The sequence below is a fragment of the Cystobacter fuscus genome (assembly GCF_002305875.1).
Taxonomy (GTDB): domain Bacteria; phylum Myxococcota; class Myxococcia; order Myxococcales; family Myxococcaceae; genus Cystobacter; species Cystobacter fuscus_A.
In genome coordinates this window covers 71,652-98,133 of the sequence record NZ_CP022098.1, presented here as the reverse complement: position 1 = coordinate 98,133, position 26,482 = coordinate 71,652, and the positions used below count along the sequence as shown (strand labels likewise).

At 69.4% G+C, this 26,482-nt stretch carries 24 protein-coding genes; 6 read left to right on the top strand and 18 right to left on the bottom strand.

The annotated features are described in order from the left end of the window. Window positions 1-49: 49 nt before the first annotated feature. Window positions 50-853 (bottom strand): hypothetical protein, encoded by an 804-nt coding sequence (locus tag CYFUS_RS00410; protein ID WP_095983393.1) that lies wholly within the window; start codon window positions 851-853, stop codon window positions 50-52. Between the two features lie 352 nt (window positions 854-1,205). On the opposite strand from CYFUS_RS00410, the gene CYFUS_RS00405 reads away from it, so the two are divergent. Then, window positions 1,206-3,326 carry a tryptophan synthase alpha chain gene (locus CYFUS_RS00405; protein WP_232537282.1) on the top strand — a complete coding sequence of 707 codons (2,121 nt, stop codon included), beginning with the start codon at window positions 1,206-1,208 and terminating at the stop codon, window positions 3,324-3,326. Between the two features lie 85 nt (window positions 3,327-3,411). On the opposite strand, the gene CYFUS_RS00400 is transcribed toward CYFUS_RS00405, so the two are convergent. The 3 genes from CYFUS_RS00400 to CYFUS_RS00390 form a co-directional block, all read right to left on the bottom strand. Next, a complete protein-coding gene (locus CYFUS_RS00400) occupies window positions 3,412-3,954 on the bottom strand; it encodes a hypothetical protein (RefSeq protein ID WP_095983392.1) in 543 nt (180 codons plus the stop codon). A 99-nt stretch (window positions 3,955-4,053) separates the two neighbouring features. Beyond that, a complete protein-coding gene (locus tag CYFUS_RS00395) occupies window positions 4,054-5,217 on the bottom strand; it encodes an App1 family protein (RefSeq protein ID WP_095983391.1) in 1,164 nt (387 codons plus the stop codon). Window positions 5,218-5,271: 54 nt separating this feature from the next. Next, window positions 5,272-5,913, bottom strand: a complete 642-nt coding sequence (locus tag CYFUS_RS00390; protein WP_095983390.1) for a YdcF family protein — start codon at window positions 5,911-5,913, stop codon at window positions 5,272-5,274. 542 nt (window positions 5,914-6,455) lie between these two features. Here CYFUS_RS00390 and CYFUS_RS00385 point away from each other — a divergent pair. Beyond that, window positions 6,456-7,067, top strand: coding sequence for a TetR/AcrR family transcriptional regulator (locus tag CYFUS_RS00385; protein ID WP_095983389.1), 612 nt, complete (start codon window positions 6,456-6,458; stop codon window positions 7,065-7,067). On the opposite strand, the gene CYFUS_RS00380 is transcribed toward CYFUS_RS00385, so the two are convergent. The 6 genes from CYFUS_RS00380 to CYFUS_RS00355 form a co-directional block, all read right to left on the bottom strand. Continuing rightward, window positions 7,053-7,541, bottom strand: a complete 489-nt coding sequence (locus CYFUS_RS00380; RefSeq protein WP_095983388.1) for a hypothetical protein — start codon at window positions 7,539-7,541, stop codon at window positions 7,053-7,055. The genes CYFUS_RS00385 and CYFUS_RS00380 overlap by 15 nt on opposite strands. Beyond that, window positions 7,538-8,368, bottom strand: a complete 831-nt coding sequence (locus CYFUS_RS00375; protein WP_095983387.1) for a DUF692 domain-containing protein — start codon at window positions 8,366-8,368, stop codon at window positions 7,538-7,540. The genes CYFUS_RS00380 and CYFUS_RS00375 overlap by 4 nt, the downstream gene beginning before the upstream one ends. Then, window positions 8,365-9,300, bottom strand: coding sequence for a TIGR04222 domain-containing membrane protein (locus CYFUS_RS00370; RefSeq protein ID WP_095983386.1), 936 nt, complete (start codon window positions 9,298-9,300; stop codon window positions 8,365-8,367). The genes CYFUS_RS00375 and CYFUS_RS00370 overlap by 4 nt, the downstream gene beginning before the upstream one ends. 140 nt (window positions 9,301-9,440) lie before the next feature. Then, window positions 9,441-11,300, bottom strand: coding sequence for a glycoside hydrolase family 15 protein (locus CYFUS_RS00365; protein WP_095983385.1), 1,860 nt, complete (start codon window positions 11,298-11,300; stop codon window positions 9,441-9,443). Window positions 11,301-11,429: 129 nt separating this feature from the next. After that, window positions 11,430-12,068, bottom strand: a complete 639-nt coding sequence (locus tag CYFUS_RS00360; RefSeq protein ID WP_095983384.1) for a cyclase family protein — start codon at window positions 12,066-12,068, stop codon at window positions 11,430-11,432. Between the two features lie 91 nt (window positions 12,069-12,159). Then, entirely contained in the window at window positions 12,160-13,254 is a 1,095-nt protein-coding gene (locus CYFUS_RS00355; protein WP_095983383.1) for a glucose 1-dehydrogenase, read from the bottom strand. Between the two features lie 176 nt (window positions 13,255-13,430). On the opposite strand from CYFUS_RS00355, the gene CYFUS_RS00350 reads away from it, so the two are divergent. After that, the gene (locus CYFUS_RS00350) at window positions 13,431-13,976 is read left to right on the top strand and encodes a hypothetical protein (RefSeq protein ID WP_095983382.1); all 546 of its coding nucleotides are present in this window, start codon (window positions 13,431-13,433) and stop codon (window positions 13,974-13,976) included. On the opposite strand, the gene CYFUS_RS00345 is transcribed toward CYFUS_RS00350, so the two are convergent. Next, window positions 13,927-14,736: an AraC family transcriptional regulator gene (locus CYFUS_RS00345; RefSeq protein WP_095983381.1), complete on the bottom strand. Its 810-nt coding sequence runs from the start codon at window positions 14,734-14,736 to the stop codon at window positions 13,927-13,929. The genes CYFUS_RS00350 and CYFUS_RS00345 overlap by 50 nt on opposite strands. A 53-nt stretch (window positions 14,737-14,789) precedes the next feature. On the opposite strand from CYFUS_RS00345, the gene CYFUS_RS00340 reads away from it, so the two are divergent. Then, complete coding sequence (locus CYFUS_RS00340; protein ID WP_095983380.1) at window positions 14,790-15,962, top strand: cytochrome P450; 1,173 nt, start codon at window positions 14,790-14,792, stop codon at window positions 15,960-15,962. A gap of 39 nt (window positions 15,963-16,001) precedes the next feature. On the opposite strand, the gene CYFUS_RS00335 is transcribed toward CYFUS_RS00340, so the two are convergent. Beyond that, complete coding sequence (locus CYFUS_RS00335) at window positions 16,002-17,999, bottom strand: protein kinase domain-containing protein (protein WP_095983379.1); 1,998 nt, start codon at window positions 17,997-17,999, stop codon at window positions 16,002-16,004. 1,245 nt (window positions 18,000-19,244) lie between these two features. On the opposite strand from CYFUS_RS00335, the gene CYFUS_RS00330 reads away from it, so the two are divergent. Beyond that, window positions 19,245-19,976 carry an iron-containing redox enzyme family protein gene (locus tag CYFUS_RS00330; RefSeq protein WP_095983378.1) on the top strand — a complete coding sequence of 244 codons (732 nt, stop codon included), beginning with the start codon at window positions 19,245-19,247 and terminating at the stop codon, window positions 19,974-19,976. Here the strand turns inward: CYFUS_RS00330 and CYFUS_RS00325 are convergent. From CYFUS_RS00325 to CYFUS_RS00315, 3 genes are all read right to left on the bottom strand, one after another. Continuing rightward, the gene (locus CYFUS_RS00325; protein WP_157758140.1) at window positions 19,951-21,075 is read right to left on the bottom strand and encodes a helix-turn-helix transcriptional regulator; all 1,125 of its coding nucleotides are present in this window, start codon (window positions 21,073-21,075) and stop codon (window positions 19,951-19,953) included. The two genes, CYFUS_RS00330 and CYFUS_RS00325, sit on opposite strands and share 26 nt — an antisense overlap. A 106-nt stretch (window positions 21,076-21,181) precedes the next feature. Beyond that, window positions 21,182-21,784 carry an alpha/beta fold hydrolase gene (locus CYFUS_RS00320; protein ID WP_095983376.1) on the bottom strand — a complete coding sequence of 201 codons (603 nt, stop codon included), beginning with the start codon at window positions 21,782-21,784 and terminating at the stop codon, window positions 21,182-21,184. A gap of 36 nt (window positions 21,785-21,820) precedes the next feature. Further along, complete coding sequence (locus CYFUS_RS00315) at window positions 21,821-22,327, bottom strand: hypothetical protein (RefSeq protein WP_095983375.1); 507 nt, start codon at window positions 22,325-22,327, stop codon at window positions 21,821-21,823. A 111-nt stretch (window positions 22,328-22,438) separates the two neighbouring features. Here CYFUS_RS00315 and CYFUS_RS00310 point away from each other — a divergent pair, with 111 nt between their 5' ends. Beyond that, window positions 22,439-22,765, top strand: coding sequence for a hypothetical protein (locus CYFUS_RS00310; RefSeq protein ID WP_095991720.1), 327 nt, complete (start codon window positions 22,439-22,441; stop codon window positions 22,763-22,765). 9 nt (window positions 22,766-22,774) lie between these two features. On the opposite strand, the gene CYFUS_RS00305 is transcribed toward CYFUS_RS00310, so the two are convergent. The 3 genes from CYFUS_RS00305 to CYFUS_RS00295 form a co-directional block, all read right to left on the bottom strand. After that, the gene (locus tag CYFUS_RS00305; protein WP_095991719.1) at window positions 22,775-23,878 is read right to left on the bottom strand and encodes an alpha/beta hydrolase; all 1,104 of its coding nucleotides are present in this window, start codon (window positions 23,876-23,878) and stop codon (window positions 22,775-22,777) included. A gap of 210 nt (window positions 23,879-24,088) precedes the next feature. Then, window positions 24,089-25,273, bottom strand: coding sequence for a winged helix-turn-helix domain-containing protein (locus tag CYFUS_RS00300; protein ID WP_095983374.1), 1,185 nt, complete (start codon window positions 25,271-25,273; stop codon window positions 24,089-24,091). Between the two features lie 12 nt (window positions 25,274-25,285). Continuing rightward, window positions 25,286-26,380 carry a hypothetical protein gene (locus CYFUS_RS00295; RefSeq protein ID WP_095983373.1) on the bottom strand — a complete coding sequence of 365 codons (1,095 nt, stop codon included), beginning with the start codon at window positions 26,378-26,380 and terminating at the stop codon, window positions 25,286-25,288. Window positions 26,381-26,482: the final 102 nt, after the last annotated feature.

The following is a 26,482-nucleotide window of genomic DNA, read 5'->3' as shown; positions in this document are numbered from 1 at the left end:
AGGCCAGACGCCCGAAGCGCCTGGCCTTTCCATCAACCCCGCCTCCCACTCACAGCGGGATGTTCTCGTGCTTCACCAGCGCGTCGAGCGCCTCCTCCATCACCGCGCGCGCGCTCGCCGTGTACCGGTAGAGCAGTCCGTGCACCTCGCGGTCCGCGTCGTTCCGGTTCTCGCACTGCTTCGAGTACTCCTCGAAGGCCTGCAGGCTGCTCACGATTTGTGACAAGTGATTGGGGCACTCGCACTTCACGCTGCTCGCGTACTCCAGCAGCGTGCCCAACTGCTCCTGCGTATAGCGCGGCGGCTTGGGCCTGGCCAGCACCGTCACCGTGGCCATCGTGGCCGAGCCCGGCGCGTTCATCTGGATGGGCGAGACCGGCGCCGGAGGCGGCGTGGGTGGAGGCGGAGGCGTCCGGACAATCTCCAGCGCCGGGACCGTCTGGGGCTTCAACACGTCGTCCAGCACCGCCAGGTGCACGTGTGCCCGCAGCAGCGAGAGCGAAATGGGCCCCTGCAGCAGCCGCACCTTGCCCTCCGGATACTGCTGCAACACCCCGCGCCGCGCGAAGCGGTACGTCACGATGGCGTGCCTGGCCCGCGAGTTCTCCAGCAGCGCCGGCACCACGTCCGACTGCACCGCGTTCAGCTCCAGGAAGTCCAGGGCCAGCACGTCCGGCCGCTTTGCCGGCACTTCGTTCCGGAAGGCCTCGATCGACGTTCCCGACCACACCACCTGCACGTCCCGAAGCGCCTGCGGATTCTCCCGCAGCTGCGACGGAAAGGACTCTCCCAGAAGGGCCAGCTTCACCATGACACTCACCTCGTGATCGCCACCCAGCGTGAACCGATCCATCCCCTCGTTCAACGCGCCCCTCGCTCCCCTCCCGGAAGGCGGAGACAGGCATCCACTTCCCGACGCCCCACTCCCTCGGGACGTTCAGCAATGAACGCCTCCCGTGACCCCAGGTTGCTCCCTCGGACTCCCGTCCAACGAGGCCCGCAAGCTCCCCGACGTCGCCGCGTCCACGACTCCCGGGCAGGGCACGGGCCCCACGGTGTTGGCCAGGACACCTTCACCCCCCACCGCGGTGGGTTCGCGTCCGTTCACCACCGGGCGGCAGCCTGCCCGAGCCCTTCCGCGAGGCGAGCGGGCGTCCCAGGTTGGCACCTCGTGGACCACTCGGAGGCCGGGTGGAGGTCGGGGCATGGGCAACCGGTGGTGGAGTGCGTGGGCATGGGTGAGCCTCGCGGTGGTATGGCTGGCCTGCGGCGGGACGCTCGAGGATCCCTCCCAGACGAGTGGCGGGCTCTGTCAGCCGCGAACGTGTGAGGAGCAGGGCTTCGACTGTGGAGTGACCATCGACGGCTGCGGGGGCGTGCTGCGCTGTGGCACCTGTGCCTCGGGTGAGGCGTGCGGTGGAGGCGGCCAGCCCAACGTGTGCGGCCCGGCCACCTGCACTCCCGCCACCTGCGACTCCCTGGGTGCCAACTGTGGCGACGTGCCGGATGGCTGCGGCGGACGGTTGCACTGCGGCGCGTGCACCTCGCCAGACACCTGCGGCGGCGGCGGCGTGGCCCATGTCTGTGGCCGGGCCCCCTGCACACCCACCACCTGCGCGGCGCTGGGCAAGAATTGCGGCACCCTCTCGGATGGCTGTGGAGGGACGCTCGAGTGCGGCACCTGCGCCGCGGACGAGACGTGCGGCGGCGGCGGCGCGCCCAATGTCTGTGGCCAGGCGCCCTGCACGCCCACCACCTGCGCGGCACTGGGCAAGAATTGCGGCACCCTCTCGGATGGCTGTGGAGGGACGCTCGAGTGCGGCACCTGCACCGGCAACGCGACGTGTGGCGGCGGGGGCGTGCCCAACACGTGCGGCCAACCCCCGTGCGTGCCCCATACCTGCTCGGAGATGAAGCAGGAGTGTGGCCTGCTGCCGGATGGATGCAGTGACGCCGTGCTGGACTGTGGCACCTGCTCGGCGGGCGAGACGTGCGGCGGCGGCGGCACCCCCAACACGTGCGGCCCGGCCTCGTGCAGCCCCGCCACGTGCGCCGCCCAGGGAAAGAATTGCGGACTGGTCTCCAATGGCTGTGGCGGCCTGCTCGATTGCGGCATGTGCTACGGCGGCCAGACGTGCGGCGGCGGCGGCGTGCCCAATGTCTGTGGCAGCGCGCATTGTCTGCCTTCCACGTGCGAGGAGCTGGGCAAGGACTGTGGCCTCGTGCCGGACGGCTGCGGCGGCATGCTGGACTGCGGCACCTGCTCGGCGGGCGAGACGTGCGGCGGTGGCGGCACCCCCAACGTCTGCGCGGTGGCCGGGTGCAGGCCCTCCTCGTGCGGCCTGCTGGGCAAGACGTGCGGCACGGTGGCGGACGGGTGTGGGGGCACGCTCGAGTGCGGCACCTGCTCGGCGGGCGAGACGTGTGGCGGCGGCGCGGGCGGCGCCAACGTGTGCGAGCAGACGGCCAGCGTGTGCGTGGATCAGGACCTGGGCAGCGCGCTGCCCGTGCGGCTCAAGGGCAGCACGCGCCACGCCCGCGATGACCACCAGGCCTCCTGTGGCGGCCTGGGAGCGCCCGACCGGGGCTTCCTGTGGACGGCGCCGCGCACGGGCACCTACGGCTTCGACACGGCGCGCTCGGCGATGCACACCCTGGTGAGCGTGCGGCAGGGAGGCTGTGGGGGCGCGGAGCTCGCGTGCGCCACGGGTGGCATCAGCTATGGCGGCGGGGCCCGGGTGTCGGTGCGCCTCACCGCGGGACAGCGGGTGCTGGTGGGGGTGGACTCCCCCCAGGGTGGCGACTTCAGCGAGGGGGACTTCGAGCTGCACATCACCCAGCAGACGGCCGCCGAGGCCGCCAGTTGCTTCGACGGCGCGGACAATGACGGGGACCGGTGGGTGGACTGCGCGGACACGGACTGCCAGGGAGACGTGCTGTGTGACGGGCGCGGGTGCTCGGACATCAACCTGGGCAGCGCCCTGCCCGTCACGTTCCTCGGCGACACGGTGCACGCGGGGGACGGCTTCCAGGGCACGTGCGGGGAGCTCCTTCAGCAGGATCGGGCGCACCTGTGGACCGCGCCCCGGGATGGCACCTTCGTCTTCGATACCTCGGGCAGTGACGGCAACGCGCTGTACGTGCTCACCGGGTGCCGGGGCCAGGAGCTCGCGTGCGCGTCGAGCCGCACGGGCGCGCCCCGGGTGAAGCTCACCCTGGAGAAGGGGCGCACGGTGCTCGTGGTGGTGGACGGCATGGCCCGGAGCGACACCGCCTGGCCCATCCGCTACACGCTGCACATCTCCGAGGACGCCGCCGGCCCGTGACGAAACACGAAGCGCCGGGCTCCCCCCAGGGGAACACCGGCGCCCGCGCACGTCCTCACGTCATTGTCTGGCTCAGACGTCTGGCTCAGACCTCGTAGCCGGTCTGCTCGAAGACGATGACCTTGCGCGACTGGGGGAAGAGGATGACGGTCAGCCGGAACCAGCCCGTCGAGCCCGCCGCCACGAGCTGCTCGTAGTAGTGCGTCACCACCTGCACCGTCTCCGTCCCGTTCGAGTAGGTGGAGAGGATCTGCGAGTGCAGCGGCTGGAACTCCGAGTACAGGGTGTTCTTCCAGTCCGCGTAGGAGATGGCCTGGGTCGAGCCGAAGTAGGCATACGCCTCGTACTCCTGGAACCCGAGGACGGCCGCGTCCGCCTGGGCGAGGGTCGCCGAGCCCGAGAAGTCGAAGCGGCGCAGCGAGCCCTCCGTCCAGCGGTACTTCGCGTTGCCCGTGTTGAGCGTCGACTGGAGCGCCGAGGTGATGGAGCCCTCGGACAGCGACAGCTCCGCGAGGCCCTGGCCCACCTGGGCCGCCGGCTCCTCGCGCGAGGTCTCCACACCGCCACCGCACGCCGCCAGCACGGCCACCGACACCAGGCTCAACGTCTTCATCACGTGACGCATCATCGGACACCCTCTCGAGTTGAAAGCCAATGCCATGTGTCACGCGCCTCCCCTGAATTCAAGTGACAGGAATGAGAATCATTTCATGAGAAGGAATGGGCCTCACGAGGGCTCGCGATCCAGCGCGTCCAGGGCGGTGCGCGCCTGGAGATCCTCCTGGCGGTGGGCCTGGACCTCGGCCACCTCCTGACGGCGGATCCATCCCTGGCTGGCGGCATGGCGCGCGGCGGTGACGGTGTCGTCCACGGTGAGCATCTGACTGCCCGCGGCGCGGATGTCCTCGGCGATGGCCGCCAGCTCGCGCTCGCGGCCCGAGCGATGCCACACATTGCGGATGTACACGCAGCGCACGCGGCCGGGGTACTCGCGCACGATGGTGCGGTAGTGCTCGGCGTCCTCCTGTCCGCTGTCCCCGATGAGCAGGAAGGGCAGCGGGGCGAACGCGTCCATCAGGCCGCGGATCTTCTCCAGCTTGTGGCCATGCCCTCCCCCGGGCGCGAAGCCCGTGCGGCTCAAGCCCCAGTCCCGCAACAGCAGCGGCCCCGCGGGGATGTGGTGCAGGCCGAGGAACTCGTCCAGGTGCTCGTACAGGTTCCAGGGGCTCGAGGAGACGTAGAAGATGGGGTTGTACGCCGAGCCCGTGCTGCCCTGGCTCAGCGCCTGGTAGAAGGCATCCACGCCCTCGAAGGGCAGGCGCGTGCGGTGCTCGGTGAGGAAGAGCGTCCAGAAGCGCTTGAGGACGTTGGTGACCTCGGTGACGATGACGGTGTCGTCGATGTCGCTGATGACGCCCAGCTCCGCCTCGGGGCCGGACACCAGCACCGGGGCGCACACGCGCGTCACCCCCCGCCGCGACACGGGCGAGAGCAGCTCCAGCTCCACGTCGTGCCAGCCCGCCTTCACCCCCTCGGGAGGCTCCACCCACAGCTCGAGGAAGCCCTCCTCGTCCGTCGTCCCCTCCCAACGCTTGTCTCCCCAGCGCACCGCCACCCGGGCGTTGGGAATCTCCAGCGTCATGTAGCGCTTCCACGAGGCGATGGCGCTGCCCACGAGCGTGTAGCGCTTCCAGGGCGGGCGCACCTTGCGGTCCTCCAGCACGCGCGCCTTGATGAGGCTCGCGCGCGTCGTCCCATAGCCCCGGTAGGGGAGGATTCGTGGAGGACGCGCCAGCCGGAGCTTGTGCCGCAGCCTCCAGCTCAAGGTCTCGGCGTGGTGCTCGACCTGGAAGGCGAGCCGGACCAGGGCGTTGGGCCGTTTGCGGGTCATGGACCTAGAGCTACTGACTTCCGCCCGTGGTGACAATGGCCCAGCCCTGGGTTCTCACCCGCGTGCCCGGGTGGGCGCACGCGCCAGGAGCACCCGCGGATGGAGCAGCAGCGCGGCCGCCTCGCGCAGTGTCCAGTAGAAGCGATCCGTGGCGCGCAGGGCGCGTCCGGGCACGAGCGCGGGACTCGTGGCCACCTCCAGGCCGTGGAGCCGGAAGTACTGGCGGGCCCTGAGCAGGTGGAAGGGATCCGACACCACCACCGCGCGCCGCACCCCGAGCGTCCCCAGCACCCGCGCGCACAGCCGCGCGTTCTCCTCGGTGGAGCGGCTCTGGTCCTCCAGCAGGCAGGCATGACCGGGGACCCCGAGCCGCATCGCCAGCTCGCGCATGACGTGGGCCTCGGCGGGCGGGTGCAGGCCCACGCCCCCGGAGAAGAGCAGCCGGGGTGCCAGCCCCTGGTGGTAGAGCGCCACCGCCCGCTCGACCCGCGCGCGCAGGGCCGACGAGGGCTCGCCTCCGGGCAGCACCCGGGCCCCGAGCACCACCACCACCTCGGCGGCGACCGCCCGCTCCTTCTGGCCGAACCGGTCCACCACGAAGGCCAGGCCGAACAGCCCCCCGGTCATGGCGCCCAGGCCCAGCAGCAGCCCGCGCCGGAGGGAACCTGGCGTCTGACGCAGCGCGAGTGGAGGCATCGTCCGGCGGACCCTAGCAAAGGCCCGCAAAAGGAATCGGGGAGGAGCCGCCCCCGCGACTCCCCCCCGACTCACTTCCCCCTGCACTCCCCCGAGTGCACTGCTCCGCACGCCCTCCCCATGTTGAAGCGTTGAAACGAATCCCCGACCCGCCACCCTCGACCTGACCGCCCGTCCAACCCGCCGCCCACCGACCCGCCGCCCTCGACCATCCCCCGTCTCGAGCAGGGGTAAAGCACTCCGCGTGCCAGGGGTGGTGCCCCCAGCCGCTCTCGTGATTCCAGGTACTTACGTTTCTCCCGAGCGCCCGGGCCCCGTCCGGGGCGGTAAAAATGACGTCCACGCTCCAAAACGGGACAGGCCTTGCATCCAGGAAGACGGGAAGTGGGGCACCGTCCCGCCGGGACCAGTCGCCTCACGCTCGCCTCGTCGCTCGCCAGTTACCCCTCCCAAGACGTTGGCCGATGTGACGTGCCCTTGATTCCGCCCCCTGCGCGGGGTTAGTTAGTTAGCAATAGCTAACCAATTCAGCGGGCGGGTTCATGGGGCGTCCCCGACAGGTCCTGGACGAGGAGATTCTGGAAGCGGCACGCGCCTGCTTCATCGAGCACGGCGCCTCCGTGAGCACGGAGACGATCGCGTCGCGCCTGGGCGTCTCCGGTCCGGCACTGCTCAAGCGCTTCGGCAGCAAGCGGGAGCTGCTCAAGGCGGCCTTCGCCGTGGGAAGCGCTCCCCCGTGGCTGCCCATGGTGGAGGAGGGGCCGGATGAACGGGACATCTCCGTGCAGCTGCGCGAGCTGGCCCTCACCATCGATGCCTTCTTCCGCAAGATGGTGCCGGCCTTCTCGGTGCTGCGCGAGGCGGGCCTCACGCCCCAGGAAATCCGGGGAGACTCGGAGGACTCTCCGGCGGCGCGGGCCCAGGACTCGATGACGGGCTGGTTCAAGCGGGCCCAGGAGCGGGGCCTGCTGCGCGAGGGAGACCCGAGCCTCATGGCCGGCCTCTTCATGGCGGGGGTGCAATACCGCTACTTCCTCGCCCACATCACGCAGCAGCGCGTCCCCACGGAGGAGGAGGATCCGTTCGTGGAGCGCCTGCTCAACATGCTCTGGCGGGGCATCGCGCCGCCGGACCAGGCCTCACCCGCCAGGTAGCCGCCCCCGAAGCACGCGCCCCCCGGGCAGCCGCACCGCCCAATTCCACCGCCGCCGCTCCCCCATCCGCAGCATCCGGAAGACGAGCCCCCATCGCGGGGCCAGTCCCCCCGTGGGGGTGATCCGCCAGCGCACCCCGAAGCCGAGCACCTCCGCCTCCGCCTCCCGGGGAAGACGTCCCTGGTCGTGCAGCGCCAGGGCGAAGCGGTAGCCCTCCACGCCCGCGTGGGGCTCGAAGGCGCGCGGGGGATGGGCCCGGGCCCAGGCATCGAACTCCCCGGCGAAGGCCTCCCCGAGCGCCCGCTCGAGCACGGGCCACGCGCGCCGCACTCCCCGCCGACGCTTGGCGAGCAGCGTGTCCGCCGTGGCCCGGACCCGCTCGGCGTCGAAGCCCGTGGGCACCGGCTCCCCCAGCTCCAACGCGCGCATCAGCTCCGCCTGCGCCCGGGCCAGCTCCTCGCGCGCGCGGCTCATGCCGTCTCCCGGCGCGCCACGCCCCGGGCCATCGCCCCCCGAATGGCCTCCAGCTCGCCCACGAGCTCCTCCACGGGCGGGAAGCGATCATCCCGCTCCAGCAGCGCCGGCACCGCTCCCACCCGCGCCGTCAGCTCCTCCAGGAGGGCCAGGGGTCCCTCGGGCAGCGCGTGCGCATGGGTGTCGTGGTACAGCCCGCCGTGCCGCACCCCGCCCGCCACGTGCACGTAGAAGAGGCGCTCGCGCGGCACCGCCGCCAGCACCGCTCGCGCGTCCGTGCCCAGGTTGAGCGCGTTGGCGTACAGGTTGGCCACGTCCAGCAGCACCCCCGCCCCCGTGCGCTCGAGCACCCCCGTGAGCAGCCCCGCCTCGGAGAAGGCGGGAGCGGGCCACTCGAAGAGGCTCGCCACGTTCTCCAGCGCCAGGGGTACCGGGAGCGCCGCCTCGGCCCGCCGGATGTTGTCCGCGAGCACCTCCAGGGACTGCTCGTGGCGCGCCACCGGCAGCAGGTGCCCGGACTCCAGGCCCCCCGCGCGCACGAAGGCCAGGTGCTCGCTCACACACACCGCGCCCAGCCGCTCGGCGAGCCGCGCCAGCCGGGAGAGCCGCGCGGGCGAGGGAGGCTCGGCGCCACCCAGCCCCAGTGACACCCCGTGCACCACCACCGGCACCCCACGCTCCTTGAGCTGGAGGAGCGGCTCGGGCAGGGCGCCCCGGTCATCGAACTGCTCGGCCAGCACCTCCACGAAACCCAGTCCCTCCCAGGTGTCGAGGAAGTGCGCGAGCTGCCGCCGCCAGCCTACTCCCACGCCCTCGAGCCGCTTCAATCCCCGCCGCCTCCTCCACAGCCGCCGCAGCCGCTGCTTCCGCCGCTGCAACTGCTCGAGCTGCTGCAACTGCTCGAGCTGCTGCAACTGCTCGAGCTGCTGCTGCTCGAGCCGTCCCCTCCGGAACCGCCACCTCCCGCGGGGCTCGGGGGAAACAGGTAGTCGCGCAGGAGGGAATGGCCGCCGACCAGCGCGAGCCCGCCCACCCCGAAGAGCGCCATCGCCAGGGCCACGTCGCGCGTGCTCATCGTCTGGGCACTGCCCTCCGAGGCGGCGGTGGTGCGCAGGGGCTCATGACGCTTGCGCAGCAGCCTCAGCGCCTCCCGGCCTCGGGGAGTGAGCCGGGAGCCGCCACTCAGCAACGCGAACCCCACCCCTCCTCCCAGGAGGATCTGCAGCACGAGGAAGCCCACGGGCCTGTCCCGGGACAGGCCCACCATCACCTTCATGACCCCGAGCGCGAGCGCCGCGAGCAGGAACAGCCGGGGATGGTGCCTGTAGCGCGAGTCCTGCTCGGGCGTGCGCATGAAGCCTCGCGCCCGCAGGGACTGCACGATCCGGGAGAGCTCCGTCTGGGCCGCCTCGCGCAACTCCCCGAGCGACGTCTTGCCCTGGGCCACCGCGGCATGCACGACCCGCTCGAGCTCCAGCGCCCGCGTGGGCAGGGCCTTGGCGACGCTCAACTCCTCATCCTCTTCCCCGAACTTCAGCGCGCCGTCGTGCACGAGCGCCACCACGGCCGCCCTCACCGCCGTGTCCTCGCTCTCCAGCGTGGCCGCCAGATAGGGGTTCAGGTCCAGCTCGGCGGGCGTGGGGACGTCAGACGGCCGGTTGAGCAGGCGTTTCCAGATCACCGCCCCCACGCAGACGAACAGGAGGAACGGCCCGTACATGGCGAGGAACTGCTGCCCATTCCAATCCAGTGGATTCATCGAGCGCTCCCGGCGCCCCCCCGCCCTGGCACTCCGCCTGAATGGGGGCAGCGCGTGTCCCCACTCTACACCGGACGCGCGTGACGTCGCCGTGACATCCCCGGGACACTCCTGGCACGCCGTCGGCCCCCCGAGAGCGCTCAGTCGCCCGCGCCGAGCGCCCGGTCCAGGTTGTACGCGGCGCTGATGAGCGACAGGTGGGTGAGGGCCTGGGGGAAGTTGCCGAGGGCCTCGCCAGCCGGTCCCGTCTGCTCGGCGAACAGGCCCAGGTGGCTGGCGTAGCCGAGCATCCGCTCGAAGAGGAGCCGGGCCTCGTCCAGCAAGTCCGGCCGGGTGACGCTCGCGCGCGTCATCGCCTCCACGAGCCAGAAGGTGCACAGGTTGAACGTGCCCTCGCGGCCGGTGAGCCCGTCCTGGCTGGCCTCCGTGTCGTAGCGGAACACGAGCCCGTCCGACGTGAGCCCTCCCTCCTTCGGCGGCTTGCGGATGAGCTCCACGGTGGAGAGGATGCGCGGATCCACCGGCGACAGGAAGAAGACCAGCGGCATGAGCAGCACGGAGGCGTCCAGGGCCTGGGCGCCGTAGTACTGCACGAAGGTGCTCCGCTCCTGGCACCAGCCCTCGTTCATGATCTCCTCGAACATGGCGTCACGCTCGTGGATCCACCGGGCCAGGTCCGAGGGGAAGCTGCGCTTGCCGGCCAGGCGGATGGCCCGGTCCAACGCCACCCAGCACATCATCTTCGAGTACACGAAGTGCTGCCGCCCCGAGCGCACCTCCCAGATGCTCTCGTCCTTGCGCCGCCAGTTGTCGCACAGCCAGTTCATCAGCCGGCGCAGGTGGCTCCAGAAGTCATAGCTGATGGGCGCGCCGTGCTTGTTGTACAGGTACACGCCGTCCATCAGCTCGCCGTAGATGTCGAGCTGGAGGTGGTTGTGCGCCGCCTCGTTGCCGATGCGCACCGGACGTGAGTCGCGATAGCCCGCCAGGTGCGACAGCTCCTCCTCCAGGGGCACCTTGGTGCCATCCAGCGCGAACATGAGCGGGAGCGGCTCGTTCTCGCCCAGCTCCGCGATGCGCTGCTCCAACCAGCGCATGAACGCGCCCGCCTCGTCCGAGAACCCGATGCGCAACAGCGCGTACACCGTGAAGGCCGCGTCGCGGATCCACACGAAGCGGTAGTCCCAGTTGCGTCCGCCGCCGGGGGACTCCGGCAGACTGCACGTGGGCGCGGCCACGATGGCCCCCGAGGGCTCGAACGTCATCAGCTTGAGCGCGAGCGCCGAGCGATACACCACCTCGCGCCAGCGCCCCCGGTAGGTGCACTGCGACAGCCAGTGCCGCCAGTAGCTCACCGTGTCGCGGAACAACTCCTCGGCGGACTCGTGCCCCATGGCCTGCCTGGCGCAGGACGAGGGCGCGCCCTCGATCAGGGAGAACACCATGGACTGGCCCTCGCGCAGGGTGAAGCGCGAGGTGACACGCTTGCCGTCCGTCTCCAGCTTCGCCTTCGTGGCGAGCGTCAGGCTGAGCGTGGGGGACAGGAAGCTCACCCCATGGTCGAGCATCCGCACCGAGTGCTCGTCCCGCGCGTAGTTGAAGGCGGGCAGACACTCCATGCGAAAGGGCATCTCCCCGCGCACCACGCGGATGCGCCGCACCACCATGCGCACCGGCGCCTGGGTGCCCAGGGGCATGAAGTCCACCAGCTCACCCACGCCGTTCTCGCTGTAGAAGCGAGTCACCAGCACGTTGGTGTCCGGCCAGTAGAACTGCTTGTGCACCACCTCCGGCTGGCCCGGCAGGCGCTCCGGCCGGATGAAGAAGTGGCCGCCCTTGTCCGCGTCCAACAACGCGGCGAAGACGCTCGGGCTGTCGAAGTGCGGAAAGCACAACCAATCCAAGGTGCCGTCGGTCGCCACCAGCGCCACCGTGCGCAGATCCCCAATCACACCATGGTCCTCGATGGCGGGTGATCGCGCTGTCTTCTCCCCGTTCATGGGCCTCTCCCTCGCTGTACTTCGAAGTAGGGAGTGGACCCCGGCGTCCGCCAGCCCGAAGTGCTCACGGACGCGCTGGGAATCCTCCAGATGTCCGCACGCCGACCCTCCAGCGCGCCGGGCGGCTGGCTACCCGAGGGACGCTTCCCGGAGCGTGCGCACGAGTGCCCGCGCGGGAGAGCCCCACTGGGCCTTCACCTTCAAGGGCAGACACACCAGCTCGTGCACGCCCACCTTCACCTCGCTCAGGTCCAGCCCCTCGATGAGCCACATCCCGGCCTCGCGCAGGCGCTGGTGCACGCCGAGGCCCTCGGTGTGGAAGCCCGCGCGCGACACGTAGTCCACGCCCACGCACGCCACGCGCCGCTCCACGAGCAACTGCGCCGCCGCGTCCGACAGCATCACGAAGTCCTCGCCGTGCGGCCGCTTCCACCACTCGCGCGAGGAGTTGCGCGTGCGCAAGAGCAACCGCTCTCCCTCGCGCGGCTCGTACTCGGCCAGCGAGTCGGCCCGGATGCAGTCCACGTCATCCAGGTGCAGCACGCGCGCCTTGCCCACCGTCGCGCTCAAGGGCAGCCGCTCGGTGTCCTCCAGGTCCAATTCCAGACTCGGCGGCGCCGTCACATACGTCCCCATCCACGCGGCCCGCTTCAACCACTCGGCCTGTTCCGCGGCGCTCTCGGGCATCCCCGTCCGCCCCGCGACCACTTCTTGCCCGGACGGCTCCTCCGCGAACGGTATCGAGATGTCCAGCCAGGCTCCTTGCATGCGTTCCTCCTTGAGTGGTCAGACGGGCCCCCAGCACCACACCCTAATTCCCCTCCCCCCGCGAGGCGATGGACGCATTGTCACCCGCTTCTCACCCTCGGGAAAAGGCGATGACGTCCTTGACGCCGCTCTTTTTGTCGCCCTCCACCACCTCGGCGTAGTCCTCGGGAGGATGGCGCGCGGTGATGAGGGATTCGAGCGGCCCGCGCCACCTGCTCTGGAAGTGAAACAGGTCCTCGATCGCCGCGTCGAAATCCTCCGCCGCGGCGTTCACCGTGCCGAGCAGCACCTGGTTGTCGAGAACCACGCGCTTCATCAGCGCGCCCTCGTCCACCTTCTGCTTCTCGCTCGGCGGCACGCCGGTGAAGACGAACACCCCGTTGGGCGCGAGCCCCTCGAGCAGCGCGAAGGCGGCGCTCGCCACGCCCGCCGCCTCATACACCACGTCCGCCCGCCCCCGCTGTTTCACGAGCTCCTTCACGGAGTACTCCTCGGAGGACACGTAGGGCACGCCCACCGCCTCGCTCAGCTCCGCCTTCTTGTTGGGCTTGCGGGAATGCGAGTACACGGTCGTCTGGTAACCCGCGCGCACCAGCGCCATGGCCCCGAGCAACCCCACCGGCCCCGCGCCCAGCACCACCGCGTGCGAGGCCCGCTCGTCCTTGGAGGGCACCCGCTGCTGGATGAGCTTCACCTGGCGCAGGCTCTTCTCCGCGATGGTCAGCGGCTCGGTGAGCACGGCCACCTCGCGCAGCTCGCGCGGCACCCGGTGCAGGTAGCGCGCGTCCTCCACGAAGAACTCCGCGCAGAAGCCGTGCGCGCCCTGAATGCCCCGCTCCGTGTACTCCCCCGTCACGCAGAAGTCCGCGTGGCCCTCGCGGCACGGCGTGCACTGCTCGCTCGCACAGGGCCGGCGCACCCGCGGCACCACCAGGTCCCCGGGCTTCAGGTCCTTCACCTCCGCGCCCACCTCCACCACCTCGCCCAGGCACTCGTGGCCGACGATGAGGTAGTCCTCTCCCTCGGGGGCCCGGCCATGCTCGCCCCGCGCCACCTCCCGGTCGGTGCCGCACACCCCCACCTCCAGCGTGCGCACCCGCACCTGGCCGGGCGAGCCCAGCCGCGGCTCGGGCACATCGATGACCTTGACCTTCCCTTCCTTGGGGAACAGCACCACCGCCTTCATCGCACCACCTCCCGTGGGCCCCTGTCGTGCATCACCTCGCCCCCTGGCGCAGCCCCCTTGGGCCCATCCCCTCCGGGTGGTGGACACTCGGTCTCCCCGGATGCGCACCGGTCAACAGGGCCCGCCCGCGCGTTTCTCGCGTGCCCCGACCCCGGGTCCAGGTCTATGAGGGGAGCGTGAGCGATACCCCTTCCCCGAAAACCTCCTCACGCTCCCTGTTCATCGGAGGCGCCAGCTTCCTGCTGCTCTCGGTGCCCTTCTTCGTCTTCGGCCTGGGCTTCCTCGACACCAAGGCGCGCATCGAGCTGAAGTGCGAGCGAGGCGGCCCCTGCACCCACACCCGCGTGGGCTGGCTCACGCGCGAGGCACCCACCACCTTCCAGCTCGGCGAGTTGCAGGGCACGCGCATCGATCGGCGCCGCAGCTCCCGGGGCGAGGACGAGAGCATCTACCGGCCCATGCTCGTCACCACGCGGGGCGACTTCCCCATCGCCGCTCATTGGATGGAGCAGGAGAAGCAGGCCCGGAGCGCCACCGTCTCCGTGGATCGCTTCCTGAGCACGCCCGGAGCGCCCGGCTTCAGCATGTGGCACGACGACCGGCCCCGTGCCAGCCGCATCGGCGTCCTGTTCACCGCGACGGCCACCCTCGTGATGCTCTTCGGGCTGTGGCTCACCTGGCGGGCCGTGCGTCGCCGGGGCGAGGAGCGCCGCGCGAGTTGAGCCGGGCCCCCTCCTCCCGGAGGAGCTGCCCGCGCAGCAGGGTGGGCGAGTAGCCCAGCATGCGGCGGCAGGTGCGCGAGAAGTGGGCGAGGTCGGCGAAGCCCGCGAAGTGGGCGGCACTCGTGGCGTCCAGGCGCGCGAAGGCCCCCAGCGCGACGAGCAGCCTGCGCCAGAGCTGATAGGTCCGCATGGGCATGCCCACCTCGCGCACGAACAGCGCCCGGAGGTGCGCCCGGGACAGACCCGTGCGCGCGAGGACGAGGCGCGGATCGGCGGACGGATCCTTCAGGGCCTCGAGCACCCGGGCCACGCGGATATCGGGCCGGCGGCGAGGCAGCTCCCGGGCGAGCCACGTTGCCGACTCGCGGGCGAGGCCATCGAGCACCTCCGCGCGCGTCAGCCACGCGCCATGCGCGGCCGAGGCGTCCTCGAGCCTCCGCGCGAGGTGGGACTCGAGCACGAAGGCCCCTCCGCGCAGACGTGAGTAGTCGGCGATGTGCGGCGCCGCCAGTGGGTCATGGAGGAGCGCGAGCGTGGGTCCGGGACTCGAGGTGGCGTGCCGCACATGGGGAGGCACCACCACCACGCGCCCGCTCACCGTCCCGCGCCCCGGCTCCATCACCGTCACGTCGGCGTCCAGGCCGATGAGGATCGCCACGCCGTGCTGGGCATGGAGCGTCGATGACACGCCGGTGGAGGCGCGCACCGCGTAGGTGTCGGTGATGAGGGCTCCGATCCGCGATTCGTTCAAGCGCTCCATGGGGCTCGAAGCCTAGCGTCCCCCGCCGGTGCCGAGCCCTGGAGGAGTGCGCCATGATGAACCTACTGTCCGATGAGCTGCGCCGCGATCCCCATCCCGCGTATGACCGGGCGCGCGACGTCTCCCCCGTGCTTCACGAGCCGAGCGCGGATGCGTGGATGATTTTCGACCACGAGGGCGTCAAGCGCGCGCTCCACGAGCACGAGACCTTCAGCTCGGTCGTGTCACCGCCGGACAACAAGACTTCCCGCTGGCTCGTCTTCACCGATGCGCCGCGCCACACGAAGCTGCGTGCCCTCATCATGCGAGCCTTCACCCCGCGTGCCGTGGCCAACCTCGAGCCTCGTATCCGGGAGTGGTCGTCCCAGCTCCTGGATGGGCCACTCGAGCGGGAGAGCATGGACCTCGTCGAGGAGCTGTCGGTCCCCCTGCCATTGAGGGTGATCACCCAGATGCTCGGCGCGCCCCAGGAGGATCTGCCACGGTTCAAGCACTGGAGTGATGCGATCATGGCGCTGAGCTACTTCCTCGCGGGAGGAGCGGAGGCCGAGCGGGCGGGGCGGGAGTTCCGCGAGGTGACGGACGAGATGCAAGCGTATCTCACGGAGCTGATTGCCCAGCGGCGGGCGGAGCCGAGGGAGGATCTGCTCACCCAGCTCGTCGCGGCCGAGGTGGATGGCGAGCGGCTGACGGAGGAGGATCTGCTCGGCTTCTTCCAGTTGCTGCTGTCGGCGGGGCACGAGACGACGACGAACCTCATCAGCAACACCGTGCTCTGCCTGCTCGAGCATCCGGAGCAGCTCGCCCGTCTACGGGCGGACCCGGGCCTGTTGCCCCTGGCGATCGAGGAGGTGCTGCGCTACCGCTCGCCCGTCCAGACGATGTTCCGCGTGACGAGGCGGGACGTTGCAATGCACGGCCAGGTGATTCCCGCCGGCAAGCTGGTGATGCCGATGATTGGCTCGGCGAACCGGGATCCGCGCAGGTTCCCCGAGGCGCACCGCTTCGACATCACGCGAGACCCGAACCCGCACCTCGCGTTTGGCCATGGCATCCACTTCTGCATCGGGGCTCCGCTGTCACGGCTGGAGGCGCGGATCACCCTGGGCGTGTTCCTCGAGCGGGTGAAACACTTCGAGCTCGCGAGCAACGCACCCTGGGAGCCGCGCCGGGCGATCCACGTGCACGGCCCCGTCCGTCTGCCATTGAGGATCGGCGGAATCTGAATGGCGGGATGACGAGGCTTCAACCCGCTCAGCTCCAGACTACCCCCCCCCACTGGCCCGCGAAGGAGGCACCTGCTCGCCATTGGCGATCAGGACGGAAGCGGTCGACTCCGAGGTGGACACCTCTTCCTTTTCCTTCTTCTTGTAGTAGCGCACGTCGTAGACGGTCACCGGCTCCTTCGTTCCAGGCAGCCTTCTCTCACCGGCCCCCACGCACTCGAAGCTGTACTCCACCTGCTGGCGAAGCCTGTCTTGGATGAGGATCTGATCCCGCTCGGCCGATGAGGCCAATCGCGCCGCGGTGTTCACCGCGTCCCCGAGCACCGTGTAATCCAATCGACCCAGCCCCTTGGCGCCAATGCTGCCGGAGAGCAACTCCCCCGAGTCCAGACCGATGCTGGCCCCATGGACATAGGGGGAGTGCTCGCCATAGCGCGAGGCCATCGTGCGCAGCTGGTCGCGGGCCGCCACGCAGGCCACCAGCGCCCGCTCCAGGTGCCCCGCGTCGCGGAACACGGCCATCACCGCGTCGCCCACGAACTTGTCCACCACGCCCCCCCGGGCGAGCAGCTCGGGGACGATGACCTCGAAGTTGGCGTTCAACCTGCGGATGGCGGCGTCGGGCTGCTCCTGGCGCGCGACCTGCGTGAAGTCCTTCACGTCGATGAAGGCCACCGTCGCCTCCACCCGCTCGCCCAACACCACGTCGGGGCCGCGCAGCAGGGGCAGCGCCCGCTCGATGATGCCGCTGTGGACGAACATCCGGAACAGCAGGTTCTCCTCCATGGAGTGCAGCATCTGGCGGGACTTCTTCACGTGCTGGATCGTCTTGGAGATCGTCGCCTCGAGATCCTGGAAGTCGATGGGCTTGACGAGGAAATCGAACGCACCGCGATTCATCGCCACCCGGATGTTGTTCATGTCGCTGTAGGCGGAGACGATGATGACCTTGACGAGCGGATTGACCTCCCCCACCCGCGAGAGGAACGTGAGCCCGTCCATCCGCGGCATGTTGAGATCGGAGAGCACCACATCCGTGTCGGGATGCTGGCGCAGCTTCTCCAGGGCGTCCTCGCCATCGCAGGCGAAGACGAACTCGTAGAGCGACTCGCGGATCTGCTTGCGGAAGCGCTGCTTCATCAACAGCTGCACATCCGGTTCATCATCGATGACCAGGATCTTCGCCGCCCGGGAGGTGCGGCGCTGATCCACCAGCGCGGCGAAGGCCGCCGCCATCTCGCTCGCGGACTGGAAGCGGCGCGCGGGCTCCGTTTCCAGGGCGCGTTTGAAGAAGGCATCCACCTCCTTGCCCAGCTCGGGCAGCAGGCTCGAGGGGGGCTCGGCGACAAGGGGGATCCCCCGGGAGACGAGCGCGCCGGGGACGTCATCGCCAAAGGGAAAGAAACCGGTGAGCGCCCGGTAGGCCACCACCGCGAGCGACCAGAGATCACTGCGGTGATCGATGCCGGCTCCCCCCGACAGCTGCTCGGGACTCATGTAGCGCGGCGTCCCCATCACCTCCCGGGGCGGCTTCATCGCGACCGCGCCGCTGGTGCCCAGCCGCGCCAACCCGAAGTCGAGCACCTTCACCACTTCCTCGGTGTCGACCCGGGCCAGGAAGAGGTTGGCGGGCTTGAGATCCCGGTGGATGATGCCCGCCGCATGCGCGGAGGCCAGGGCCCTGGCCACCTGGTTGAGCAGCGAGGAGACCACCGCCAGCGGGAGCCGGCCCTGCCGGCCGAGGCGGTTCTCGAGATCCTCTCCCTCGAGCAGCTCCATCACGATGTAGGGCGTGTCCTGATCGACGCCATAATCGTGGATCTGCACCACGTGCGGGTTGTGCAGCCGGGCCACGGCCTTCGCTTCCTGCTCGAACTGGTAGCGGGCCGAGGGTGAGGCGACGAAGTGCGAGGCCATCAGCTTGACCGCGACCCGCCGCTGGAGTTGCGAGTCCAGAGCCACCCAGATGGCCCCCATGCCACCACCCCCCAGGTTGTGCTCCAAGCTATACCTGCTAGCAATCAGCCGTCTGGACATGGACAAGCGCGTCAAGGCCTCGCTGGAGGGTGAATCGGTGGGGGTGAAACGTGACAGCGGCCATCACGTGGGGAGGGCATCATGGCACAGTCTCCAGCCGAAGTAGAGCAGGGCTGGCTGGCCTCCCTCCCCTGGAAAACAGTGGCCGAGGGAGGCACCTGCTCGTTCCTTCTCGTCCCCGGAATCACGGGCAGCCCTCGTGGAAACGGGGCTCGGAGGAACATGTGGCGGAGTCCGCCACTTCCCTCTTCCCCGAGATGCGCTCCCCTTGGCATCGTGGCACCGGTGCCCTCGGAGCCCACCCACTTCCGCTCGTCTCTCGGCTCCTGAGAGCCTCTCTCGCATGAAGACGTGGCGTGGGTGGGAGTTTCGCGCGGCGTGTAAATACATCGTGAACTCGCCTGAGGTCCAGGCATCTTGTCTGGGTGACGGACAAGGGCCGCCTCGGTCGCCCCCAGCCTGCCCCCGGCTCTCTACCAAGCAGGCATCCCCGGACTTACCAGAGGGTCAAGCCATACGCACGTGGCCACGTACCGAGCGTCTCGGCCTTCATGCCAGACATTTATTCAACATTAAACAATCGCCGTGATGCCTCTGGACGCATCCAGCGCTCATCGACGCCTGGCTATGTGATTGCGACCAGGAAGCGAGTCGCGACCTGAAAGGGACGGGACGAAGGGAGGTGAGTTTTTTACAGGATGTCCACGCAATTGTCCCGGAGTCGTCCCCCGCTCATTTCCTCATCCCCTTGAAATGACTCGGCTTTCAAGCGCCACGAGGGCTCGGCACGACGAATGCTATGGCTCTTCCCCGTGGTCGACAGGGGTCGACACGAAGTACGGGGCAGGTCGGGCAGTACGGGGCGGTACGGGGTTGGGCGGGTCGGGGCGGTACGGGGTTGGGCGGGTCGGGGCGGTACGGGGTTGGGCGGGTCGGGGCGGTACGGGGTTGGGCGGGTCGGGGCGGTACGGGGTTGGGCGGGTCGGGGCGGTACGGATGTGACGAGCGGCGAAAGCCACTCGTGAAGACGGCTCGGGGTATGGGGAAAGGGATTGGGGAGCCGGTCCTTGACGGCACAGTCAAGTCGCGAGGACCGGCCTACCCACCCCATCCGAAGCGCGTCTCTTGTCTCAAGGGCTCGGCGAACTCGGGCCTTCGGCGACGAAGGAGGAATGAAGGCACGGCGCGGGGCGCACACCACCCGCCCACCGTGTCCCCCTCTCGAAGCCCGAACAGGAGACGTCCATGTCCACGCCAGGCGAAAACCCTTCCTCGATGAACTGGATCAACACCTTGGAGCACGAGGCGCGCGCGCTGCTGGATGCATTGGACGCGCATCCCGCCGCCCGGCGGCTCTTCGAGGGAAGCATCGACACGGAGAGCTACGCGCACTACCTGGTGCAGACGTACCACTACGCGCGGTGGAGCACGCCGCTCCTGGTCGAGGCGGGCAAGCGCATGCTGCGCCTGGGCCAGCACGCCGCGTTGGGACAACTGCTGCTTCAGAAGGCCTCCGAGGAGCACGGGCATGAGCGCTGGCTGCTGGCGGATCTGAAGAACCTGGGCTGGTCGGCCGAGCGCGTCGAGCGGACGGAACCTGGCCCCGCGGTCAGCGCCTACGTCGCGTGGAATCGCTTCACCTCGCGCCATGGCAGGCCCGAGGCGTTCCTCGGCACGGCCTACGTGCTGGAGTACCTGTCCGTGCACCGCGCCAGCCGAGCCGTGGAGCGGCTGCTCGCGGCCAGGCGAATTCCCCTCATCCACAAGGCCGTCACCTTCCTGCGCGCGCACGGAAGCGCGGATGTCGGGCACGTGGAGGAGCTGACCTCCCTGTTGAGTCCCCTGACGGATCCGGAGGAACAGTCCGCGCTGCTGCTGTCCGCGCGCACCACCCGCGTCCTCTACCTGGGACTCTTCGCGCAAGGGATGCACGAGGACGCGGCGGAGTGCCTCAGGGACGCAGGGCCCGGGAGATGAAGTCCGTCCGGCCCTCCGCCCCTACTCGCTTGTAGATGGCCCGCAGGTGGGTCTTCACCGTTTCCACGGAGTACTTCTCGCGCTCCCCCTTGAGCAGCCGGGTCAATTCCTCATCATCGCATCCCTCGCGCACCAGGCAGGTGGCCACCTCGATCTGCCGCGGGGTCAGGATCCGAAGCCATTCCCTGGGCAGCAGCATGAACTCCTCCATCGTGACTTCCCAGAACCGGCCATTCTCCAAGCGCGGAAGGCGCCTGAACGTCACCTTCAGCTCCTCACCCGGGCGGTTGCTCCTCCACGTGTCCCTCCCCGGAACCGGGTCGCGCTCCGTGCGCACCAGCTCGGTCAACCGCTCCACCCAGTCGCGGGGAATCCCCGCGAGATTGAGCGAGGAGCGGGAGAACCATTTCTCCAGCAACGGGGTGACGGGCGCCGTTCGCAGCAGCTCCCGCGATTGCTCCGTCAACACCAGGGACGCGGAGGTCTGATGCGCGAGCGCCTCCAGGAGTTGTTGGCGGAAGCCCAGGGAGGCGAGCCGCATGACATTGTGGAACGCGCTCTTCAGAAAGGGCGTGAACCACTGGAGGATGAGCCGGTGCTCCTCGGAGAAGGGCTTGGAGCGATCACTGTACAGCGCGACCGCGCCCTGGCCCTGCTGGCTCTCGGGGGAGATCAAGACCGACAGGACATGTCGCAGCCGCAGGTGCGCCTGACGGCTGCGCCGGTACGTCTCCGTGTTCTCGAGCTTCTCCCCCCGGAGCATCTCCGTGTCGCTCAGCGCCGTGTTGGGCTGTCGGGAGAGCCATTGGAAGACGAAGTCCTCCTGGAACCACTGGTAGTAGCCCTGGAGGAAGGAAGCCGTCTCCCTCGCCTTCCAATCGAAGCCCGTGGGGAGCGATGGATCCATGAGGCACAGCGCCACATGGTCCGCTTGGAAGAGCCTCGCCAGGTCGGCCTCCGTGGACTCGTGGAGCTCCGACAAGGTCCATGAGTCGAGGAAGGCATGCATCAACTCATAGGCGAGCAGGTGCTGCTTCTTGTTGAAGTCCGGCAGGTCCATGGTGCGGGCCCTCCATCGCCCGAGACGGAGAAAGCTCATGGTGGGGCCCTCCGCCCATCCCCCGAAAGGAGTAGACCGGTCCGGGCCGCCTCCCGAGCAAGCGGGGCGCCTCACCCGGAGCGCCGCGCACGAGGCCCCGGAATGTTCAGGTGTGGAGATGCGCCGTGACCCACTCCACGATCTCGGCGGCGCGATCCCGGGCGAACATGTGGTCTCCGCCAGCGAGCACCCGCATCCGAGCCCTGGGCAGCAGTTGCTCGAGACGGCGACCGACCCCCACGGGGCTGATCGGATCGGCATCGCCCCAGAGGAGCAACGTCGGGATGGAGATCCGGTGGAGTTGCGCGGTGAGATCCGTCCGCTCGGACAGGATCCACTCCGCCGCCCTGGGATACTCCGCGCGGTAGGCACTCCGCCAATCACTGCCACCCAGGCTCGTGACATCGACGCCGCCGGAGGTGGCCACCAGGACCAGATGGCTGATCCGCTCTGGATGGGCGAGCGCCAGCCGCACGGCGACAAGGCCACCCATGGATTGGGCCACGACCACGCTCGGATTTTCCAGCTTGCTGGCGGCATGGGCGAGCGCATCATCGAGGTTCTGGATGACGGGCTCATGCGGCTCGTGGCCGAGACCTGGCCAGTTCAGGTAGGTCTTACGCCAGCTCGTCGGCAGCAGCGCGCCGAGCGGATGCCAGAAGGACGCGGCACCACTGGCACCGGGCAGGAACAGGAGATGGGGGGTCATGGCGCCGACAACCCTGCCACAACACGTCCGTTCATGTCAGGCGGACCGAGGGTCAATCTTCGCGAAGGCGCGGGCCTCGGTGAGCTGTTTGGAGCCAGGAAGTACCTGGCGGGCACGCTCGGAGATGAGCGTGGCCTCCTCCGTCTTTTCCTGCTCACCGAGTGCCTCGATGAGGCCCGACCAGGATTCTTCCAATATTTCCAACGCCCGCGTGGAGGCTTCGCGGTAGAGCGCTTCCGCGGCCTCGGGAGAAGCACGCACGACGCTCATGAACCGAGCCAGTCCCATGAGGGATTCAGGGGACCTGCCGGAGGCGTCGACGGCGTCATGAAGCATCCGCTCGACCTGCTCGAAGACGGCATCCGCTCGCTCCGCGTCGTCCGGACCCCAGAGTTGGGCCCGACTTGCCAGCAGGAGGGCGGGCACGAATGTTGGACAACGGGCCCGGAGGGTTTCGAGCAGCTTTAATTGCTGGGGACTGCCCAGCTCCAGGTTCCTGGCTTCGGCGAGCAACTGCTGCAATTCGCGTGGACTGGAGTGCATGGCTCCTCAAAGGGTGTTGTTCAATCCGAGGCCCTTGACTCTACTCCGTTGGGGGCATGGCCGGAGCGAAATGAATTCCCTATGACGGCCGTACTGTTCAAAGGAGACAGCATGGCCGTGCAGTACGATCCGAAGATCATCGCCCAACATGCCCAAGCGCTCTACCGCCGGGCCTCGCGCATCGTTTTCACCTCCGGCATCATGGGGCTCATCATGGGCGCCGGGGCCCTGGGCGTCGCATCGAACAACTCCCCGAGCAACACGGTGCTCACCCTCGTGGGCGCCCTGTTCGGCACCCTGATTGGCATCAGCATCGGCCGGGGCCGCGCGTTCGTCTACCAACTCCAGGCACAGCAGGCGCTCTGCCAGGTCGAGATCGAATCGAACACGCGGCGCGCGGTTGCCCTCACCTCCGCGCCGCCCGTGAAGAGCGATTGAGCAGGGATTTCACGGCGCGCAGCCGGGCGCGGGACCCTTCTCCGCTCCCACGATCCGCGTGGCCCACTCCTGGGCCACGGCGAACCACCGGGGCGCGTCTGGAATGAGGTTGAGCATATGACCCTCTCCGGGCAACACCCGGGCCTCGACACACGGCACCCGGGGACCGAGCCGGGGCGTCTCGGCGGCGATCAATGTCCGAGCATCCGAGCAGATGCCGCTGGGAGTGGGACCACAGAAGATCCTGTCCTCGGTGCCATTGACGAGCAGCACCGGGACGCGGATGTCCAGCGGGCGCGCGAAGATGGCGGGCACGGCGGACAGCTCGGCGAGAGTGCTCGTGCTCTTGGTCCGCTCGTCGAGGGCAATCACCGCGGGGTCGGCCCGGCTCGGAAGATAGAACACGGCCTCGCGCGTGCCGGGCATGGTGGTCAGGTACGTCGAAGCATAGCCTCTGCCAGAAAGGATCGGATCTACCTCGGCGGGATGCAGGGACCTTTTGAAATTCTCCACACCAGAGGGCACGGGGGTATGGCTCGCGCCACTGAGGATGACGGCATCGACATCCTGGTAGTCGGTCACCTCGTACCAGGAGGTCAAAGAGCCATAGGAGTGGCCGACGAGCACCACCTTCTGGAAGCCCAGCGCGCCCTTGGGCCCCCACACCGTGCCCGCGCGCAGTGCCTGGACCACCTGGTGGACGACGTAGGCGTTGGCCTCGATGGTGACGAGCTCGCCTGGAGGGCGGGAGCTCGCTCCGCTGCCAATGCGATCCATCGCCAGGGTGGCGAAGCCCGCGTCCAGCGCCGCGTTCACGTAGGAGTAGCGTCGGGTGCCACCGGTGGGGTCCGGGAAATCCCAATACAGATGAGTATACGTGGCGCCGTGCACGAGCAGTTGCACCGTGCCGGGGGATGGGCCCTCTGGCAAACACAGACGCGCGAACACCTGCTGGTTCCTGGGCAGGTCTGGCGCGAGCGCCACCGGGATCCGATTGCCCTGGCAATTCCATCCGGCCGCGAGCGCCGGATCCCCCTGTCCAAGAAACAATCCCAGCGCGAGCACAACCAGAGCCGTGTTGGCGAGCGATCGCCACGTCCACGTCATCTTCATGTCCATACCTCCCAGGGTCAGGCGGGGACACCCTAACGCCGGCGCAAGGCTTTACACGAGGTCCCCCTCCCTTCAGGCCGCGAGCGGTGGACGAACAGGGCGGACCCAAGGGGTACGCGGGAGCTACCCGGGGGAAAGTCAAAGGACTCTTCCCGACACCTCACTCCCTTCGAATTGTCTAACACCCGGGACTGTCAATCATTGCCACCGTCACCCCACCCGGGCCCGGGGCCGGCGCACCTTCCGCGCGCCGCACGCCCGCGCATGTCGCGCCAGGGCCTCGTCGAGCGCCGCGTCGTCCAGCTTCACGCCCTTCTCCCTCCACAACTTCTCCACAGACAGCACGTCCTCCTTCACGCGCGCCTCCAACCTGCCCACAAGTTGTCCACGGTGCAGCAGCGGGCACACGTACCAGCCCCAGCGCCTCTGCTCCCCGGGTTTGTACACCTCCCAGACGTACTCGAAGCCGAAGAGCTGCTTCACCAGCGTCCGGTCCCACAGCAGTGGATCCAACGGGCCCACTATCCGCATCCGCTCGTCCGGCGCCGTCACCGGCCGGGAGCGGAAGCCCGCCGGAGTCAGGTAGCGCCGCGGTGAGTCAGGCAACACCACCTCTTCCAGCACGCCCTCGCGCACCAGGGCCTCCGGCAGGGCCGAGCCTCTCACCGGGGACAGCATGGACCAGTGCGCCCCCGCCGCGCGCGACAGCAGGCCCGCCGCCTCCACGCGCTCGCCGAGGGCCCAGCGCATGAAGCCTTCCTCCGTGGTGTACCCCGGCGAGACATGCGCCACCTCCGGCAGGGCCCGGCGCGGCACGTCGTAGCGCTTGCCCCCGGGAGTCCGGCCGCACACGACGATGTCACAGCGCGTCCACAGCACCTCGAGCGCCATGGTGGTGGCCTTCGCCGTGCCCTTCCACCCACTCCAGTCGAGGGGATCCACCGCGCCGTGGTCGGTGAGCTCCGCGGCCGTCAGCGGGCCATGGGCCTCCAGCTCCTCCAGCACGGCGCCCAGCACGGTCGCGGGCAGCCGCTCGAGCCGCGTGGCGTGCCTCCACCACGGCGCCTCCAGGGAGCGCTCGCGGTAGTGGGGAAAGGCATCGGCGGGCAGCAGGCAGCGCTCCTTCGCCCAATGCTCGAAGGCATGGCCCGGGTAGAGGTGGCGGTACACGTCCCCCCGTACGAGGCCGTCCACCCGCGCGAGCGCCACCAGGTCCGCGTTGGTGCCGATGACGTCGAGGGGATCCAACTGGATGTGGCGCAAGTGGCGCAGCAGCGCGCGCACGCCCTCGGCGCCCGGGGGATGCACGGGCGCGGCGAGGGCGAGGTGGCTGACGAGGAACGCGCGCGCCTGCTCGGCGGGCAGCGTCACGGCGGGAGGAGTCGTCTTCGGCACGGGCCGCTCATCCTACCGTGGGCAACGGCTCAACTCCTCGCCCGTCCAGCACCACGCGCCCACCTCGCCGCGCAGCTCCTTCAATCCCCCGTCACCCCGCCAGCCCGTCCGCGCGCGTCCCTCCCCGAGCCAGGACATTCCCCGGGGCAGGCGCAGCTCGAGCTGGCCGGACGAGGCCATCACCGGTACGAGCCACGCCTCGCCCGCGAGGCCCCGGCGGCGCGAGCACCCCATGAACGCGCAGGGAGAGCCGCGGATCCGCTGGCGCCGCTCCCTCCCGGCGCCAAACCACATCCCCACCTTCTTCACCGCGAGCTGACGCGCGCCCGCCGCCTCGTCGAACTCCAGGATGCGCAGCCAGACGTCTCCCCGGCTCCCCTCCGGCTCCTCCTGCCTCGTATAGGAGAGGAAGGCATGCGCGGGCCGTCCCACGAGCGACGTCACGTCGAGCACCCACAGGGGAGCGGTCTCGTACCGGGGATCGTCCTGGAAGCGATAGCGGCGTCCGTCCTTCAACAGGAAGCCGAAGGGGCTGTCCCGCCCCACGTGCATGAGGGCCGAGGGCGCACCCGAGGGAGGTCGGCGCCAGGCCAGCCTGCCCGAGGCCCGGAAGGCCAGGGCCTTCAACGCCATCACCTCGGCGGGTGGCAGCGCGTGGGGCGGCAGCCGCGCGTGGAGCCCGGCCAGCGGCGCCAGCTCGGAAGGCATCCGCTTCACCTGGCGGGGTGAGCAGTCCAGGGGCGTCCGGCTGCACACGGGGGTCCGGCGGCCCAGGCACCTGCTCACGATCCTGCTTCCAGGCGCGCCCCGCGTCACGGCCGCGCAGAGCGTGCGCCGCGTGTCGTCGTCCCTCGCCGGCAGCCAGCAGGCCACCCCCTGACGCCAGGGCTCTCGCAGGGAGATCTTCACGTCCGCTCCCACCGGGCACCGGTCCTCCGCGTCCCCGGGCGGCTCCCCGGGCCGGGGCAGCGGCTCGATCGAGACCTCCACGTCGTGCATCGTCTGGAACAGTTCCTGGACACGCTCGTCGGCGGAAGGAGAGCCGCCTCCGCCCGGCGCACCGCCCAGTACCGCCGCGAGACACAGCACGAGGATCATCGAGGGCATCACCCTTCTCCACGAAAATCCAAGGCAATACCCTGCTGCTCCCGCTGCCGTCCGTCCAACAAAACCCGCTCCGATAAGGCTCACATGTGAAGGGTTCAGGAC

Bases quoted from the DNA above. Each gene is read 5' to 3' on its own strand.
- CYFUS_RS00335 (WP_095983379.1), bottom strand. From the start codon at position 17,999: ATGTCCAGACGGCTGATTGCTAGCAGGTATAGCTTGGAGCACAACCTG.
- CYFUS_RS00325 (WP_157758140.1), bottom strand. From the start codon at position 21,075: ATGAGCTTTCTCCGTCTCGGGCGATGGAGGGCCCGCACCATGGACCTG.
- CYFUS_RS00370 (WP_095983386.1), bottom strand. From the start codon at position 9,300: ATGAATCCACTGGATTGGAATGGGCAGCAGTTCCTCGCCATGTACGGG.
- CYFUS_RS00345 (WP_095983381.1), bottom strand. From the start codon at position 14,736: ATGGAGCGCTTGAACGAATCGCGGATCGGAGCCCTCATCACCGACACC.
- CYFUS_RS00380 (WP_095983388.1), bottom strand. From the start codon at position 7,541: ATGAGCCGCGCGCGCGAGGAGCTGGCCCGGGCGCAGGCGGAGCTGATG.
- CYFUS_RS00410 (WP_095983393.1), bottom strand. From the start codon at position 853: ATGGATCGGTTCACGCTGGGTGGCGATCACGAGGTGAGTGTCATGGTG.
- CYFUS_RS00365 (WP_095983385.1), bottom strand. From the start codon at position 11,300: ATGAACGGGGAGAAGACAGCGCGATCACCCGCCATCGAGGACCATGGT.
- CYFUS_RS00305 (WP_095991719.1), bottom strand. From the start codon at position 23,878: ATGAAGATGACGTGGACGTGGCGATCGCTCGCCAACACGGCTCTGGTT.
- CYFUS_RS00385 (WP_095983389.1), top strand. From the start codon at position 6,456: ATGGGGCGTCCCCGACAGGTCCTGGACGAGGAGATTCTGGAAGCGGCA.
- CYFUS_RS00330 (WP_095983378.1), top strand. From the start codon at position 19,245: ATGTCCACGCCAGGCGAAAACCCTTCCTCGATGAACTGGATCAACACC.
- CYFUS_RS00405 (WP_232537282.1), top strand. From the start codon at position 1,206: ATGGGCAACCGGTGGTGGAGTGCGTGGGCATGGGTGAGCCTCGCGGTG.
- CYFUS_RS00390 (WP_095983390.1), bottom strand. From the start codon at position 5,913: ATGCCTCCACTCGCGCTGCGTCAGACGCCAGGTTCCCTCCGGCGCGGG.
- CYFUS_RS00310 (WP_095991720.1), top strand. From the start codon at position 22,439: ATGGCCGTGCAGTACGATCCGAAGATCATCGCCCAACATGCCCAAGCG.
- CYFUS_RS00360 (WP_095983384.1), bottom strand. From the start codon at position 12,068: ATGCAAGGAGCCTGGCTGGACATCTCGATACCGTTCGCGGAGGAGCCG.
- CYFUS_RS00355 (WP_095983383.1), bottom strand. From the start codon at position 13,254: ATGAAGGCGGTGGTGCTGTTCCCCAAGGAAGGGAAGGTCAAGGTCATC.
- CYFUS_RS00295 (WP_095983373.1), bottom strand. From the start codon at position 26,380: ATGCCCTCGATGATCCTCGTGCTGTGTCTCGCGGCGGTACTGGGCGGT.
- CYFUS_RS00400 (WP_095983392.1), bottom strand. From the start codon at position 3,954: ATGATGCGTCACGTGATGAAGACGTTGAGCCTGGTGTCGGTGGCCGTG.
- CYFUS_RS00315 (WP_095983375.1), bottom strand. From the start codon at position 22,327: ATGCACTCCAGTCCACGCGAATTGCAGCAGTTGCTCGCCGAAGCCAGG.
- CYFUS_RS00320 (WP_095983376.1), bottom strand. From the start codon at position 21,784: ATGACCCCCCATCTCCTGTTCCTGCCCGGTGCCAGTGGTGCCGCGTCC.
- CYFUS_RS00395 (WP_095983391.1), bottom strand. From the start codon at position 5,217: ATGACCCGCAAACGGCCCAACGCCCTGGTCCGGCTCGCCTTCCAGGTC.
- CYFUS_RS00340 (WP_095983380.1), top strand. From the start codon at position 14,790: ATGATGAACCTACTGTCCGATGAGCTGCGCCGCGATCCCCATCCCGCG.